Source organism: Siphonobacter sp. SORGH_AS_1065 (assembly GCF_030818595.1).
Classification (GTDB): domain Bacteria; phylum Bacteroidota; class Bacteroidia; order Cytophagales; family Spirosomataceae; genus Siphonobacter.
Window position 1 is genome coordinate 3,224,744 of sequence record NZ_JAUTAM010000004.1, and the last position, 16,881, is coordinate 3,241,624.

Annotated in this window: 14 protein-coding genes; 5 read left to right on the plus strand and 9 right to left on the minus strand. The window is 47.2% G+C overall.

Translation table 11 applies throughout. From position 1 onward, the window contains the following. Positions 1-7: 7 nt before the first annotated feature. From QE390_RS13945 to QE390_RS13975, 7 genes are all read right to left on the minus strand, one after another. Positions 8-2,188, minus strand: a complete 2,181-nt coding sequence (locus tag QE390_RS13945; protein ID WP_307142579.1) for a M28 family peptidase — start codon at positions 2,186-2,188, stop codon at positions 8-10. A gap of 184 nt (positions 2,189-2,372) precedes the next feature. Beyond that, positions 2,373-2,792, minus strand: coding sequence for a DUF2752 domain-containing protein (locus tag QE390_RS13950; RefSeq protein WP_106635535.1), 420 nt, complete (start codon positions 2,790-2,792; stop codon positions 2,373-2,375). A gap of 3 nt (positions 2,793-2,795) precedes the next feature. After that, positions 2,796-3,116 (minus strand): CD225/dispanin family protein, encoded by a 321-nt coding sequence (locus QE390_RS13955; protein ID WP_106635536.1) that lies wholly within the window; start codon positions 3,114-3,116, stop codon positions 2,796-2,798. A 398-nt stretch (positions 3,117-3,514) separates the two neighbouring features. Next, a complete protein-coding gene (locus QE390_RS13960; protein WP_106635537.1) occupies positions 3,515-4,639 on the minus strand; it encodes a histidinol-phosphate transaminase in 1,125 nt (374 codons plus the stop codon). A gap of 40 nt (positions 4,640-4,679) precedes the next feature. Continuing rightward, positions 4,680-5,150 (minus strand): hypothetical protein, encoded by a 471-nt coding sequence (locus tag QE390_RS13965; protein WP_307142580.1) that lies wholly within the window; start codon positions 5,148-5,150, stop codon positions 4,680-4,682. 53 nt (positions 5,151-5,203) lie between these two features. Then, the gene (locus QE390_RS13970; RefSeq protein ID WP_307142581.1) at positions 5,204-6,682 is read right to left on the minus strand and encodes a SusD/RagB family nutrient-binding outer membrane lipoprotein; all 1,479 of its coding nucleotides are present in this window, start codon (positions 6,680-6,682) and stop codon (positions 5,204-5,206) included. A 54-nt stretch (positions 6,683-6,736) separates the two neighbouring features. Continuing rightward, positions 6,737-9,952: a SusC/RagA family TonB-linked outer membrane protein gene (locus QE390_RS13975; RefSeq protein WP_307142582.1), complete on the minus strand. Its 3,216-nt coding sequence runs from the start codon at positions 9,950-9,952 to the stop codon at positions 6,737-6,739. Positions 9,953-10,872: 920 nt separating this feature from the next. Between QE390_RS13975 and QE390_RS13980 the strand changes: the two genes are divergently transcribed. From QE390_RS13980 to QE390_RS13990, 3 genes are all read left to right on the plus strand, one after another. Further along, positions 10,873-11,346: a septal ring lytic transglycosylase RlpA family protein gene (locus QE390_RS13980; protein ID WP_106635663.1), complete on the plus strand. Its 474-nt coding sequence runs from the start codon at positions 10,873-10,875 to the stop codon at positions 11,344-11,346. A gap of 107 nt (positions 11,347-11,453) precedes the next feature. Beyond that, positions 11,454-11,879 carry a DUF2846 domain-containing protein gene (locus tag QE390_RS13985; protein WP_106635541.1) on the plus strand — a complete coding sequence of 142 codons (426 nt, stop codon included), beginning with the start codon at positions 11,454-11,456 and terminating at the stop codon, positions 11,877-11,879. A gap of 104 nt (positions 11,880-11,983) precedes the next feature. Beyond that, positions 11,984-13,834, plus strand: a complete 1,851-nt coding sequence (locus QE390_RS13990) for a hypothetical protein (RefSeq protein WP_307142583.1) — start codon at positions 11,984-11,986, stop codon at positions 13,832-13,834. Between the two features lie 146 nt (positions 13,835-13,980). Here QE390_RS13990 and QE390_RS13995 read toward each other — a convergent pair whose 3' ends face one another. Beyond that, positions 13,981-14,982 (minus strand): aldo/keto reductase, encoded by a 1,002-nt coding sequence (locus tag QE390_RS13995; RefSeq protein ID WP_307142584.1) that lies wholly within the window; start codon positions 14,980-14,982, stop codon positions 13,981-13,983. Positions 14,983-15,068: 86 nt separating this feature from the next. Beyond that, the gene (locus QE390_RS14000; RefSeq protein ID WP_106635544.1) at positions 15,069-15,959 is read right to left on the minus strand and encodes an AraC family transcriptional regulator; all 891 of its coding nucleotides are present in this window, start codon (positions 15,957-15,959) and stop codon (positions 15,069-15,071) included. Between the two features lie 172 nt (positions 15,960-16,131). Between QE390_RS14000 and QE390_RS14005 the strand changes: the two genes are divergently transcribed. Beyond that, positions 16,132-16,287: a hypothetical protein gene (locus tag QE390_RS14005; RefSeq protein WP_307142585.1), complete on the plus strand. Its 156-nt coding sequence runs from the start codon at positions 16,132-16,134 to the stop codon at positions 16,285-16,287. Positions 16,288-16,299: 12 nt separating this feature from the next. Then, positions 16,300-16,755 carry a hypothetical protein gene (locus tag QE390_RS14010; protein WP_307142586.1) on the plus strand — a complete coding sequence of 152 codons (456 nt, stop codon included), beginning with the start codon at positions 16,300-16,302 and terminating at the stop codon, positions 16,753-16,755. The last annotated feature ends 126 nt before the right edge of the window (positions 16,756-16,881 follow it).

Here is a 16,881-nt window from a genome sequence, read left to right on the forward strand (position 1 = left end):
GAATAGGTTAGGGTTTACCTCCCACGGATGATCCGCCCGTACCTTCCATCGTATTGGTAAGGGTAGCCAACTTCGTACTTAAACTTTGAATGGCTTTGATGTGACGGGCTTCTAGCTCAGGCAAATTAGCCGTTGATTTAAGGGAAGCTTCGTAAAGCAGAGCGGGTAACATCCAGGAAGCATAGCCGCTGTACGGATCCGAAGAAGCGTATAAGGAGCGGTACCAAGGACCAAAAGCCATGCCTTTTTTATCAATGAAGGATTGTTCTAATTGCTGCATGACCTTGTTAAGTTCAGCAACTTTATCCTTACGTCCGGCTGCCAGGTAATGTTGCCGAGCTGCCTCCGCCGCTTCAGCATTTTTTTTCAATTCAGTCACGGCAGAAAGAATAGGATCAATCGTATAAGTTGGCGAATAAGCTTTAATGGCTTTTTCAGCAGCTTTCAGGTGCGTGGTTAAATCACTGGCGTATCGAACGAGGTCATAGGGTAATACATCCGAATTGGCCAGTCGTAAGGCCATGGTCCCTACTACCTGCTCCACCATTGGGCCCATTTTGTAAGTCGAGTCCACGAACTTATGATAGAAGAATAAATCATCATAAGAAGAGTGGTAAAGCGTTGGACCGCCCACGCCCGCACTCAGCGAAGGCACCCCTACGTGCATGTAAGGGCCAATGTGGTCGGAGCCACCACCCAGATTACCAATGATGGGTTCGTTGGCTGCCAATGCCGGAGCCGAAGAGGCAATGCCTACCGTGCTGCCGCCTTTGGGCGTGCCCTGAGCCATCCAGTGCTGATATACTGTTTTATTAGAGTCCGGGTAATCGACGGATTTGGCAGCTTCGATTACCAGCTTTTTAAGAGAAGGCGAAGCACTTGCTCCAAAAACCTTACCCGATACTGCTGCATCGAAGTTCATGTAAGCGACGGCTTTCTGCGTCAGTTCATCCCGGAATTGTTCCGCCCATTCCGCCGAACCTATGACTCCAAATTCTTCAGCATCCCAGTGAGCCACCTTGATGGTTCGGCGGGGTTTTTGTCCATTTTTCGCCAGCTTTCCTAAAGATTCTGTCAGGCCCAAAAGCATCGCTGTTCCGCTATTGGGATCCGTAGAACCGTAAGCCCAGGCATCGTAATGGCAACCCGCAATGATCCATTCGTCGGGATAATCGGTGCCCGTGAGCGTTCCTACCACTTCGTAAATTCGGGTAATGGCAATATCCTGTTTTACTTTCAAACGCACTTTCAAATCCGCTCCACCTTCCAGTCGATACGTAAAAGGTAAGCCGCCCTGCCAGCCGCCGGGAACGGCTTTGGCTCCCTTCATTTGCTTCATGATTTCCAGAGCCGAAGCATAAGGAATGGGAGTGACGGGTATTTTATGCAGATCAACATCTTTAGGGTCCAGGCGTTTAACCTTTACTTTCCCATCTATCGGTAAGGCTGGTTCGAAGGGAGTGAGGGGATCACCGGTGTAGTTCACCGTTAGTAACGAACCCCGTTGAATCACGCTTTCACTGGGCTGAGGGCCTTCGGGGAAGGTTAATCCTTTCATGTAGCCATTATCGGCGGGGTCCGTGTAAATGATGACTCCGGCTGCACCGTGGAGTTGGGCAAACTGAGCTTTATAGCCCCGGAAATTTCCGCCGTAACGAGCCAGAACAATCTTGCCTTTGACGGAAATGCCGAGATCTTTGAGCTTCTCAAAATCTTCTTTCCGACCATAATTGGCGTATACTACTTCCGCAGTAACATCACCCGAACCGGAGTAGGCATTCCAGCCGGGCATTAGTCGCGGATCGGCGGCGTATTTATCTTCGGGGAAAAGATATTCTCTGATATTCAGTGGCTGACGAATCGGAGTCACTACTTCTACTGCTACGTCTCCCGGACCTTTTGGTAAGTAAATATCATGCGGATAAATGTCTACCTGCCAGCCTGCTTTCCGCATGGTTTCGGCGATGTAATCCCGAACTTTTTCGTTCTCGGGTGTTCCGGCCACGTGCGGAGTGCTAGTCAGCATTTCCAGGTGTTTGCGATAGGCAGCTGAAGACTGTAGCTTTTTGAACTCCGCTTCCATTTTAAGTTCGGTGGCTTCGCGGGCGGGGGTAAATCCCGTTAAGGTCTGAGCCTGAACCAGCCCCGTAACACCAAAGGCCAGGAGAGGTAATAGTAGATTTTTCATTGGAAAGAGAGATCAGGAGATCAAGGGAATAGTAAAATAACTAATCAGTCAGATGAATAATTATCCGTATAAAATTAGGTGTATGAATTGGAATCTGAAAGAAAAGTTTGGCAATGTGCGAATGGATGGAATATAGAATGGCAACTGGTAATGAACTTTTGCCAGAGAAGCTAAGGCATTTCATTTACTGAGGAGCCAGCCAGTTGAAGGGAGCCATAGGAATATTGCGAAGAATCCAGAAAAGACAAACCAGCGTCAGTAAACCTGCAATGACCTTGGGGTTTCGGTACGCTTGGGGTAAGGTTTCAAATCCTAAACCGAGGAGGTGCGTTCGGATACTCAGTACGAATCCAAGGCTGAGGTAAGGGATCATCAGTAGCAGCAAAGCATTAAATCGGAATGCCTCCCGAAAGTTACCGTGTAGTAATTGATGCAACGCTCGCTGAGCTCCGCATCCGGGACAGTGAAGACCTGTATATTTATAGAAGAGGCAGGGCGGAAAGAATGCGTGCTCTACCGGGTTAAATTCATAATAGAGAAAAATGACGGCTACCAGAATAGCCGCCATTATCCAGTAAATAAAAAGTCGTAAAGTAGAAACCATGGATTAGTAAGTGCTGGGAACGCCACCACTCTTGAGGGTACTTGATATAAGTGCTCCGTAGAAAATCACGAAACCTAGCCATAACACCACGCCAACGGCCAGCGGAACGAGCGTCCAGAGTTTTGCCTGACGGGCATCACTGTCAGCACCTGCATAATCACCCAGATTATACTTGGTTTCAACCCGGGCTGCATAAACTACCCCTACAACGCCCAGGTAATTGCAGCAGAAAAGAGTAACCAAAATTGCCGGAACCAGCCAGTTATAGGGCTTGGGTGGTGTGTTGAAAGAGGAATCGGTTGGGAAAGGTGGTACAGTACTCATAGAAGGTTAGGAGATTTAGGTTGAGACACGGTTTATTAGTGAAAAATGAACCGCTTGATTTGGGGAATTAACTTGTGCAATATGTAATAAAGTTTTGAAAACTAAGCGGATAGGTGAATTAATTAATGGTTCGCAATAAAAAATTGAGGTATTATACAACAACCCCGAAAAGACAACCCCGAAGGGGTTGAATAGAAGTTGAGGTAAAAATCGAAACCGTTTATTTTGATGTAATTCCTATATTAATCCTCGGATTATCATCCGGGGTTACTCGTATTCAACCCCTCTGGGGTTATTGTCATACTGAGTAAAAACTGAAAACAGACCACCGAAAACAGTAAATGAAAAAAAAACCGCTCTGAAAACAGAGCGGTTCAGACATATAGAGCAGAGGTTGATTAAGCAAGAGTATCGAACGCTTCTCCAAACGCCTTCATTTCGTCGAGCGTACCCATGGAGACGCGGCACCAGTGTTGGCCGGCGAATTCCCAGTTTCGAATGGCAACCCCTTTCTGAGCCATTTTTTCAACGAACGATTTACCGTCCGATTTGAGTGGGAAAAGCACGAAGTTGGAAGACGAAGGTAGGTATTCATACCCTTTGTCTTTAAGAACTTTATACAGATATTCTTTCGATTCTTTGCACTTGGCTTTGGAGTAAGTAATAAAATCCTCATCCAGGTAGCTGGCGATGGCTCCCTTCATGGACGTAGCTGAAATGCTGCCGCCGCCCGTGCAATATTTATTAATTTCTCTCAACGTTTCGGGCTGCCCAATAAGATAACCAATGCGTAGTCCTGCAAAACCATGAACTTTTGAGAAAGTGCGGGCGATGAGGACATTATGGCCTTTGCGAACCAGTTCCATCATGCTGCTGGCTTTGGGGTCAGCGGCGTAGTCCATGTAAGCTTCGTCGATGAAGAGGGGTTTTTTCTTAGCCATATCTTCACAAAAAGCCGACATTTTAGAAGCATCTTCCAGCACACCCGTCGGGTTATTCGGATTGCAGAGATAAACCAGTGAAGTTTTACTGTCCACAGCCGCCGCCATGCCGTTGAAATCGTAAGTGAAGTCTTTGGTAACAGGGACTTTCTTGAACGTATTACCCAGATCAGAAGCGGCCCTCAGTAATTGCATATACGTTGGGTCGCCGCCGACGATATTGGTGCCCGAACCGCCTTTGATCGTGTAATAAATCCCCGAAGCCATCAGTAACTCACCCGAGCCAGCCCCAAGCATGACGTGTGCTTCCGTAACGCCGTTTTCCTTGGCAATCATTTTACGGAAGGCCATCGCCGCTTCGTGCTGGTACATCCAGCCGCTGGAAACGGCATCGGCAATAGCTTTCTGAGCTTTTTGAGAAGGACCGTAAGGGTTTTCGTTTTTATTCAGACGAGCCTTCACAGCCATGCCTGCCAGGTGAGGCAAGCCGACTTCCGCTGCTTCGGCGGGTCGCCAGAAATCAGGTACGGTGGCTCCGGCAATAGCTAAAGCCCCGGATTTAAGCCAGTTACGACGGTTCATCGATGCATAAGTTTAGACGTGTATGTTAGATTGATGTATTTTACTTGACCTGAACGGCTGACAGACGTGTAAAGGCCTGCCCTTTGTATTCGCCCTTCCAGCTAATAGCCGCCCGATTCCCCGAAGCCGGAGTCGAAATGCCCAGTTGAGCCCAGGTCATGGCAAAGGTTACAATACCTTTACTATCGGTCGTTGCTTCGCCAATCTGGGTGCCATTGCGAAGGGTTAATTTGACAGGTAAATTGGCTACCGGAATGGAATCAATGCCTTTGGTATGATCCAGAATATTCGTCTTGTCCAGCTCCAGAATTCGGGCGGTTAGCGTGGTAGCTTTTGTACCGTCCAGTGTTACCGTAGGTTCGGTGGCAAAATCCATTTGGTAAGGGGCTCCCAGTACCTGAACCAGTACGGGCGAAACTACCCGGGGAACAAAGGGATCTTCCGCTTTTTGACAAGCCGTTATGAAACCAAAACCAATCAGGAAGGCGAGGGGAGTGAAGAATTTTTTCATGAAATCTGTCGCTTAAGCTTCATTGCTGAGATTAATACCTGCTGAAAAGTTGTTTACTTTTCAGCCCACCAGAGTTTGGTTTTGAAGTCATCGGCACCGCCGTTGAGGGCAATACCTGCTTTCATGTTCACACCATTGAGAGAAGCCTCCGAGCCAGGGTACGTCAGGCGAGTGGGTAAGACACCATCATTCGCAAAAACTGAACGAGGATCTTTGGCGGGGAAAACGGGCAAGCCCGTCCGACGCCATTCTGCCCAGGCTTCTACGCCATTGGCAAAGAGACTAATCCATTTTTGCTCCATAATTTTTTCGCGAGTAACCGTTCCTACCGTCGTGAAATAGCTGGCGGGCGTAGTTAAGCCGTATTGGGCCATGGAGGCGTTCACGCCTTTCTCGAAGTAATCTTTTGCTGTCGCTGTTCCTCCATCAATGTCACCGTCGATGGCCGCTTCTGCCAGAATAAAGTTAAGTTCGGCCAGCGTCATCACTACTTCTGGAGCATCGGCTTTGGTAAACGTGGTTCCAATTTTAGCCGCTGTAGAAAGGTAAGTCGTTGCGATGGCATCGGGTAAGCCATTAGGAACGCCCTGCCAGACATTACCCTGCTGGGTACCGTAAACATCGAGCCGGGGGTCATTCAGGGAAACTAACTTATCAACCAGCGTTTTCGATAAATTCCAGTCGGTCCGGCTGCCCCAAATCATGGTTTCATTCCATTCGTTATTGGAGGGGCGAGACGTGGTGGTTTTTAAAGTCGCATTATCGTCATTACTGGTGAAAATGGGGTACGTCGTAGGGTCAGCCAGAATTTCCTTCATAATGGCCCGGGAGGCGGCAGGTTTCTTAGCCGCCTGACGATTCGCTAACCGCAACCGCAGGGAGTTGGCAAATTTCTTCCATTTCAGAATGCTGCCACTGTAAACAATATCTCCCGAAATAGCCGGGCCCGTAACCGAAAGCTTTTCATTTGCCGTTTTCAAATCCGCGAGCATTTGCGTGTAAATTTCTTCCTGCGAATCGTACTTAGGTGTTAAAATCGGGGAGTCAGTGCCGCCTTTGAGAGCTTCGGAATAAGGGATAGCTCCAAACGTATCCGTTAATAAAGAGAAAACCCAGGTTCGCATCACCAAAGCCACGCCGTAGTAATTCGTATGAGGCTGGCTGCCATTTTCGGCGGTGATCGTTAGGATTCGCTGAAAATTCAACTGCGAATCATTGAAGAACGACTGCCAGTTATTGAGCATCAGGGCCTGCGAAGCTTCGTAGTTATCGCCTTCATTGGAATAAATATTCCGGCCCAGGTGTTGAATCCATAACTCTGCCGCATCCAGATTTAGTCGTTCAAAACGGGTACTAGTGCCCCAATAGCGATCAATGGATTTCTCCAGACCGTAGGTTAACAGATACTGGGGTGAAATAGTAGTAGGACTGTTGGGGTCTTTGTTAATGTTATCAAATCGACTCGTACAAGCGGAAGAGATCAGGGCAATTCCGGCTGCTAGGGTTATATTTTTCAGTGAAAGTAGCTTCATTTTTCAGTGATTATCGGTGATTAATCATCAAGCGAGTTACGGGTGATCCGCTCGTTAGAATCCAAGACTGAGGTTAAAGCCCATACTTCTGGAAGAGGGCAGTTCACCATAACCAAAGCCCTGGGCATTGCCGCCATTGGCATCAATTTCAGGATCAGCGTGGGGGTGATTTCGGAATAACATCGCCACATTGCGACCCACCACGGAGAGGCGGGCGGACTGCAAGCGAAGCCGTTTGATAATTGCCGAAGGAATCTGATACCCGAAAGAAACCTCCCGAAGCTTGACATAGGAAGCGTCAAAAATGGCGGCTTCGTGATAGTTACGGGGGTTGTTATAGCCATAATACTGATTGGCTGCCACGATGGTTGAGTTGGGGGTAAAGGTGTAGCCGCCGTCTGCTCCGCGAACGGCACTAACACCCTGACCAATCACGCCTTCTTCCCGACCTATCGCAGTTTCCGCATACTGACCCGTCCAGCGGGCGTTGGCCGTTCCTTCATCGTACATATCGCCGCCGATTTTAGCATCAATCAGTGCGGAGAGAATAAATCCTTTGAAGGAGAACGTATTTGAGAAACCGCCCGTCCATTTAGGCTGAACATTACCAAGAATTTTCTGCGTTGTTGAGCGGACAGGTAAGCCATTATTCAGCACCAACTGCCCGGTATACTGACCGCTGGGATCATAATAAGCCGCTGAAGGGTCAGAGCTTTGTACACGTTCAAACCCATAGCCATATAGGGTGCCATAAGGCTGCCCGGCCCGTGCTTCCAGCGTTAAACCTCTTCTTTCGTTGATAACCAGGTTATTAAGGACGCCTGGCAATAACTCAATCACCATGTTACGGTTACGAGCAAGGTTCAGACTCACGTCCCAGGTAAAGCCGTTCTTGAGTTTCAGCGGCGTTCCGGTAATACTGATTTCTATACCCCGGTTTCGCATTTTACCAATGTTCTGAATGGCCTCGTTGTAACCCGTTGCTTTTGATAACTGAACGGGAATGATCTGATCTTTTGTAGTTTGAGAGTAGTACGTTACATCCAGACCCAGACGTCCCCGGAAGAAACGGGCTTCCAGACCGGCTTCCTGACCCGTTGTGATTTCAGGTTTCAGAAGGTTATTGGGCTTACGGGTGGGTTCAAAAAACTCGGGTAAGGAGCCGTTCCAGGACGTAGCTGGTGTGAAACTTGGCATCAGGCGATAGGGATCGGTGTCGTTACCTACCTGAGCCAGACTACCCCGAACTTTCAGGAACGAAAGCACGCCATTCTTCAGCGAAGGCACCATGTCGGAAACTACCGCACTTAAAGCCGCCGAAGGATAGAAGTAACTGCGGTTACTGGCGGGCAGTGTAGAAGACCAGTCATTCCGGGCGGTAAGATCCAGGAAGAGCATGTTTTGCCAGCCGAGGTTCACGGCTCCAAATACCGACTGACTTTCTTTTCGCTCAATGCGGCTGGCAACCGTGTTTTGCGTGGCGATGGAATTGGCCAGGTTATACACCCTGTCCACGACCAACTGCCCCACGTTTGTATAATTTCGTTTGTAATAATTCGTCCGTAAAAGAGCACCCGCTGTAGCGTTCAGCGAAAAAGCTTCGGTAATGTCTTTTTTGTAGGTAAAAATGACATCGGTATTGTTCTCTTGGCGGCGAATAACTTCCTCCGAGTAGGCTCCGTATACGCGTGTACCGTTTCGAACGCGTTCGAAATTACCGACGTTAATAGCGGTTTGCGTCCACAAATCCGTACCGGAACGAAGCATCACACTCAGGTCGGGAAGAATTTTGTAAGTCATCGCCATATTGCCCACTAACCGATCTTTGGTGTCGCTGCTGGGTAACATTTCCTGAATGTAATAAGGGTTCGTGAAGAAGGTATGCTGCCAGTTGGGTGGGTTACCGTCGCCCGCTTTTTGGATATGGACGCTGGTATAATCCCGCCAGTTGCGAATCTTATTCCAGTCGGTCTGGCGGTGTGACCAAATAAATTCCTGGCCACCCGAGTAACCCCGGTTGCCAGAGCCGCTTTGAATGTATTCCGCAGAAAGTGATACGTTAAGTTTTGGGGTGAAGTTATAATTGGTATTGAGTTTGTAATTATTCCGGTGATAATCATTGTAATACATAATGCCCTTCTGATCCAGCCGACCTAAGCCCAGCCGGAAGCTGCCTTTGTCATTACCGCCCGAAATCGCAATATTATTTGACCAGGTACTTCCGGTTTGCCAGAAGTCCTGATAGTTATGAGGCATGGGTACCAAAGGAGCTACGTCCGTGCCCGTCCACCACTGGCGAACCAGTCGACCGTCCATCGGAGCACCCCAACTTTCATCGGTGCCTTCCGTTCCGGTCAATGGAGCATAAGGGCCATAGGCAGCCCGGTACTGGGCAATCTCATTCGGATCGGTAATGGCACCGCTCCAGCCGTCGTGGTACCAAGTACGGTAGCCGTTGCCGCCGCCGTAGGTATTCTGGAAGTTTGGAGAAATCCAGGGACGTTCGACGGTGTAGTTCGTGTTTACTTCTATACCAATACCCTGTTGCCCTGAGCCATCTTTCGTTGTGACCAGAATAACGCCATTCGCTGCTCGTGAGCCGTATAAGGCAGAGGCCGAAGGGCCTTTCAAAACAGAAATATCCTTGATGTTCTCCGGGTTAATATCCGCAATGCCACCGCCTAGGCGTTTGCTGAAACTTTGTTCAATCGGAACGCCGTCCACGACAATCAGTGGCTGGTTGTTATTGGTAATTGAAGAAGCTCCCCGAATCTGAATCGTTGAACCCGAGCCCGGCCCGGTGCCAGATTGTATGCGTAACCCCGCCACTTTTCCCGAAAGGGCATTGGCCACGTTTGCAGGACGAACCTCGGCTACGGCTTTTCCGCTGAGGCTCTGCTGGGCGTAGCCCAGAGCTTTTTTCTCCCGTTGAATCCCTAATGCCGTTACTACTACTTCCGTTAACTGCCCCGCTTCTGGTTTCAGATACACCTCAAGTGAGGTTTGGGTGGTGATGGTTACTTCCTGTTTGATGTAACCAATGAAAGAAACGATCAGAGTGGCTCCACCGGCGGGAATCGTCAGTTTAAATTGTCCATCGCTGTCAGTGGTAGTGCCTATCGTAGTACCCTTGATGGATACGGACGTACCGGGTAGCCCCAGCTTGTCATCATCCGAATATACTTTTCCGCTAAGAATCTGACTCTGAGCCGAAACCGTAAAAGACCAGCCCATCAACAAGGCCAGAAGCCATAGTAGATTTTTCTTCATAAATAATTTGGTCAAGCGTGATAAATGGGAGATTCAACCATTTGTAGTTGAACAAAAAGAATACACGGGTGCACAGAAAAGGGCAGGTAAATCAAGGCCCACTGCCGCTGGAAAGGATGTAGCGTCAGAACCTAAAACTTGGGATAAAAGAGGTATTGCATGAGTAGATGTTCCGAGTAGTGCGTTAGTTATAGTGGAAAAAAACGATTGCGGAAACAAATTTCATACGTACGGCCACAGGTCAGGGAAAGGGCCGCAATCTTTCCGATTGACCTGTGGAACCGTAACGTAAACTGCGTGATCATGTTTCCGGAAAACATGTCACTCAGTGTCAGAGCGTAACAAGCGGCGTGTTACGTTACTTCATTAGTAAAGTATAAGTCAATTTCTATACTAGTCAGGTAACCATACTAACGCATAGGTTATACGTTAGTTGATTCACGAAGTAAATCAATCCGTCATCAACTGATTTCTTTCCTTCCTGACTAAAGCAAGCTCTCCATAGTGCGGCCAGGCAAACTTACTTCAGAAGAGAGTTCTAATTCTTGAACTATTTATAGGTACAAGGTTATATGTATTTTTTATAAAAACCAAATTATGAAGTTTGTTTTTTATGTAAAACGGGACAATATTTTGCTAAATATGATTTTTACGGAATTTAATTATAATCACAGGTAAATAATTTATGGTAATAATTATATGAATGGCAAAAAGGAGGTTTTGAATGCGAGAATGAATGATTACAAAGAAAATTGAATATTTTAAAGTTAATTATACTAAATAGGTCCAGAATCAGTTATAGTATATAGCTGAACTTAAGGCAATTACCATGCGTAATAAAGAATGCTCGGAATAATAATTTGGCAGTTCAGTCAATCCGAGCCATTTTTGTGCTGCTTACCGAAACCCCCATATTTGGCATGAAACTACCAGTATTGAAGATTTCGGCTCTGTTGAGTTGTATGACTTTTTGCAAAGCAAAAGCTCAGGGTGTGGCGGAGATAACGGGCCTGGCGTCAATTTATCACTCAAAGTTTGAAGGTAAGAAAACCGCCGCGGGCGAGCTCTTTAACCAGTCTTTCCTAACCGCCGCCCACAAAACCTTACCGTTTAATTCGCTCATTGAAGTCATTAATCCCGATAACAAAAAATCGATTATTGTTCGGATCAATGATCGAGGGCCTTACAGGCATCATCGTTTGATTGACCTATCGGAAACAGGGGCCAGATTGCTTGGGTTTCTGGGAAAAGGTGTTGGCGAGGTGACCATCCGTATTTTACGCCTGGGCGGAGCTACCACTCCTAAGGCTCTGCCTGATCTCGAACCTGAAGCTAACTATTTTGCGGCTGATTCGCTCATCAGACGCATGAGCAGCGTTCGGATTCAACGTTAGGCAAACATTCTTCAGAAAGGTTCGTTGGTATTATAGAGAGGAATATTTTTTTATTCCCATTCCCACTTTGTACCTTTAAATGACGAATAGAATTAATCATAACGAGTATGGACGAGACGCTTCATCCACTTTCCTGGCTTTCGGGCTTAGTTTGGGGCAAACCTGAAGAGGATCTGCCCGCCCAGGAAGCGACCATCTATCTGTATCGAGTAGGGGAGAAAAAAGCTTTTTTCCGTCGTTTCAAGATTTGGATTAATGGTAAGTACATCGGTAAACTGGACAACTGGGGCAGCATGGCCCTAAAACTGGAACCGGGGACGGTGCATATCGAGACAGCCCTGAGCGGCTTAACCATTGTGCCAAGATTACGTGAACAGGTAACCCTGGATGTAGAGCCCGGTTGCGAGTATTTTGTGGAAGGCAATCATCGATCCGGTATGCTCAGAGGTTCTTTAGGACTAAGTGAAGTGACTGAACCGACCTTTCGCAAGTATGCAAATTACCTCAAGAAAGTCGGTTGGCGAAAGATATAAGCAAGACGATTGTGTAGAAAGCCCTGAATTTAGTCAGGGCTTTTTTTGTGATTAAAAAATGCCCTGAATCGAGTATAAAGCCGTTTTAGGGTTCTTTCCTGATTATGAAACGTTCAGTTATGATGCTGGGAGCGGCCCTGGGCCTGACTCAGTTGGGACAGGCTCAGACGGGAAGTCCGCAGGAGCCAGTTCGTTATGTGGGTGGAGTAACCGTAGATCCCAGTCTGCACGAAGGCCGACTTCGGTATGCCATCGGCACCGAAAATCGACAAACCATGCGGGCTAACCGCACCCATCCCGAAGAATCCGATGGTTACGGCTGGACGTATAACCATGCTTCAAACCTCTGTTACTGGAACAATACCTTTTTTCAGCAATACCTCAGTAACCCCGTAGACGAGCATGTGGCTCCGGGACAAACGCTTCTGATGACCTCCAGCGATGGTCGCCACTGGAATAAGCCACAGGTAGTTTTTCCGCCCTATCAGGCTCCGAAAGGTGTAGAAATTCCTAAGGGTTACAAAGGCTACATGATGCATCAGCGGATGGGCTTTTACGTTGCCCCCGATGGGCGTTTATTAGTGTTGGCTTTTTACGGTCACACGGAAGATCCCTTCGGAAAAGGCGGCATTGGCCGGGTGGTACGGGAAGTCTATAAAGACGGTTCTTTCGGCCCGATTTACTTCATTCGTTATACGAGCCACGCTGACTGGAATGAGTCAAACACAAGTTATCCCTTCTATAAAAAATCGACGGATGCGGGTTTTGTCAAAGCCTGCGACGATCTGCTGAAAGATCAGCTAATGAATTTTCAGTGGTACGACGAGGATCACGGACTGGATGGTTTTTATGGAGGAAAGGAAGCCGGACAAGCTTTGTCCTATTACCACCGCAAAGACGGGAAAGTAGTGGCTCTCTGGAAAAAATCATTAACGGCTCTTTCTTCCGATGAAGGAAAAACCTTCTCCAAACCCGTAAAAGTACCGACTCTGCTTATGTCAGGGGGGAAACAATGGGGACAGAAAACGGACGATGGTCGTTATGCCATTAGTTATAACCCCATCGAACAGACGCAGTATCGTTTCCCACTGGTGGTGATTACGGGTGACGATGGAATCATTTTCGATGATATGTTACTGGTGCAGGGGGAGTTACCCGTCCGTCGGTTTACGGGTCGCTGGAAAGATTTTGGGCCCTGCTACATGCGGGGCATTGAGGAAGGCAATGGTAACCCGCCGGGAAATGATATGTGGCTGAGTTACAGCATGAATAAAGAAGATATCTGGATCAGCCGGATTCCAACGCCCGTTACTTACGCAGTGAAAGGGACCGTTAAAGATCACTTTGACCAGTTAGAACTGGATGGGGCGGTGCCAAACTGGAACATCTATGCTCCGAAGTGGGCTCCGGTATCAGTAGCGAAGACGCCCGGAAAATCGGGTAAAAGTCTGTTACTGGAAGACAAGGACTTGTACGATTATGCCCGGGCCATTCGGGTATTCGAAGAAGGCACGCATCTAACGACGAAACTAAAAGTATACGCAGACCCCAGTAATACCGGGGTGTTGGAAATTGATCTGACGGATCAGTACGGCAATCGTCCCGTTCGCCTTCGTTTTAACGAAAAAAATCAGATCATCGCCACCGATGGTAACACCGAGAAAGTTCTACAGGAATACCAGAAAGGGCAGTGGTACGACCTGGAAGTACAAACCCTGGCGACGTTGAAGGGCTATTTTTCGGTAAAAATCAATGGAAAAATCGTCCTTACGAAAGCTCAGCTAGCGGAGGCAGTGAAATCCATTGAACGTCTATCGCTTCGAACGGGAGCCTACCGAAATTTACCCAATCGGCAAACGCCCAATGAAACTAACGATCCGCCGTTACCCAATGCAGATATTCCCACGTCACCCACACGGTTTTATATTGATGAAGTAGTGATTGGGAAACCGTAGGATGGAAGTGCGAACTATTGGTACAGGATTCCAATCCTGTACCATTGAAAATAAAGCATTTTTACACTTGTCGAATGGAGTAAACAAAAAAGGATAATTGCAGACGATGCAATTATCCTTTTTTGTTGGTTACGATGGAGTAACTATTAATGGTTTACCAGTTTCATCGACCCTTCGCTGTATCGCTCACCCGTATTCGGGTATTGTTTGAGGAGCGTTTCGATGCGTTGTAAATCTTCAGCGGAAAGCTGTACTTCGGAAGCTGCAATGTTTTCTTCGAGATAGTTAATCCGTTTGGTGCCGGGAATAGGTATGATATCCTCGCCCTGAGCTAATACCCAGGCTAGAGCTAGCTGCGTGCCTTTCAACCCTTTCTCGGCAGCGAGTTGCTGTAAACCTTCGGCCAACTTGCGGTTATTGTCCAGGTATTCTGCCTGATAACGAGGGATGGAACGACGAAAATCGTCTGGAGCGAGCTGATCGGCTTGGGTAATGTTATCAAATAGGCCCCGAGCCAGTGGCGAGTAGGGAACCAGTGTAATGCCTAGTTCACGAATGGTTGGTAAAATTTCCGTTTCCAAATCTCTGCTTAGGAGCGAGTATTCGGATTGCAGGGCAGTGATGGGATGCACCTGATGGGCCTTGCGGATGGATGCCGCTGAAGCCTCCGAAAGACCAATGTAACGTACCTTACCCGCTTGCACCAAGTCTGCCATGGCACCTACCGTTTCCTCAATGGGTACGTTTGGGTCCACGCGGTGGGCATAGTATAAATCGATGGTATCAATCTTCAGACGTTTCAGACTCGCTTCTACGGCAGTTTTTACCCACTCAGGCGATCCATCAAAATAGGTTCCTGCTGCGGCACTGCTGCGGGCGATTCCGTCTTTAAAGCGAAAACCGAACTTGGTAGCGATGAAAATCTGATCGCGGTGCGAAGTCAACAGTTTTGATAGCAACTCTTCGTTAGCTCCGTTGCCGTACATGTCAGCCGTATCCCAGAAATTGATACCCCTTTCAAGGGCTCGCTCCAGGGTAGCGATGCTTTGCTGTTCATCGGTAGGGCCGTAGGCGAAGCTCATCCCCATACAGCCTAGTCCAATTGCGGATAGTTTTTCTCCGGTGTTTCCTAAAGCTCTGTAATCCATGACTTATGTGTTTTGTAGTGACTGCGGCAAAAGTAGAGCGGATTACAACGGGAGAAAAAGAAGATTCAAACGAAAAATTATAAAATTCAAACACAGCCCATTCGAACTTCCCGGGGTGTTTTTCCCGTAGCTTTCTTGTAAAAATTATTGAAGTAGCTGGCATATTCGAAACCCAGTGAACTGGCAATTTCGGCTACGGACCAGTCGCTGTGGGTGAGCAGTTCGTTGGCTTCCACGATGATTCGGGAGGCAATATGTTCGGTTGTGGTTTTGCCTGTTATTTCACGAACGGCCCGGTTCAGGTGATTGGTGTGAACAGAAAGCTGGCGGGCAAAATCCGTAGCCGAGCGTAACTGAAGCTGGTTTTGCATGGAGTCGATGGGAAACTGTCGTTCCAGTAATTCCAGAAAAAGGGACGTAATGCGGGAAGAAGCATTCAGCGGTGGCTCGTAGTCATTCACAGGCTGCATTTTCAGAGCCTGATGTACAATAAGGTGAAGATAACTACGCAACACATCCTGTTTAAAGGGATACGTTGACTGATTTTCAGCCATCATCTTTCGAAAAAGCTCCGAAATTTCGTTGACGACTGATTCCTCGGGGAAATATATATGCTGTCCGTCCAACTGAAACATGGGCAATTCCGTCAGAAGTTCGTCCCGCTGATGAACGAAAGCCTTATTGAAAATACAGAACCACCCTTCCTGTTCCTGCGATAAGGGTTGCCACAGATAAGGAATCAGCGGATTGGAAAACAGCAAAGCCGGACGGTCAATATTAATGGTACGGTTGGCGTATTCCAGTCGACCTTCTCCAATAATGAGTGTAACCTTATAGTAATCCCGCCGGGAGTAGGGATGCATGCCCTGGCAACTAGCCCGTTCGAATAAATTGATGTGCGAACGTTCGGCAGAAACTTGCTCCTGAGTGGTATAATTAATTCGCTCGTAGAAGCTCGATAAATCTTCTCTTTTCATGGAGGTAAAAGTATAAAATTCAAAGGAGTGTGCAAGGCAGCGTTTACTGGTGCAAGGTGTCATTTTAATAATCTCTATAAAATAAAGCAGTGTCCAATTGCCCTAGAGCCTAACTTATCAAACAGCATTATAGAGGCTGAGAAGAAGAGTTATTTTCAGGTTGACTATAGAAATGAGTAGGAAATACAAATTTCACGACTCCACTGAGCTTTACTTTATTACGTTCACGACCATTTACTGGATTGATGCCCTAACCAGAAATGAATACCGGGATATTATTATTGAAAGTTTGAGGTATTTTCAGAACAAGAAAGGGCTGGAGTTATAGGCCTTTTGCCTCATGACTAATCATGTACATGTCATCGTTGGCTCAAAAGAAAAAAGGCTGGACGGTATATTCAGGGACTTAAAACAGTTTACGGCTAAACAAATTTTAAACGCCATTGCTAAAAATCCGAAGGAAAGTCGAAAGGATTGGATGCTATGGATGTTTGAACGAGCTGGACGCAAGAATTCTTCTAATATGAAGTATCAGTTCTGGCAGAACGGGGTACATTCGATTGCATTAATTTCGCCTGAATTAACGAAGCAGAAGCGTACCTATCTGCATCAAAACCCCGTGAGGGCGGGTTCTTGTAGAACATTCGGAGGATTGGTTATACATTTCAGCTCGGAATTATTACGGAAAAGGACAGCCTATATTAGAGGTGATACTACTCATATAAATTATAAGGTGATGGGCTCGCATCTGGTACAGGATAGAATCCTGCACCAGAATGGTAGTAATCGAAAATAATGGATGGATAAAAGTGACATAATTTAGATTATAAAGTCTACTAAATCTATATACTTTATAATTTAAATTGTTAGTTTTGTGCCGGACCTTTCAAAAGCCATTCATGAAGCCACGAATTATACCTTA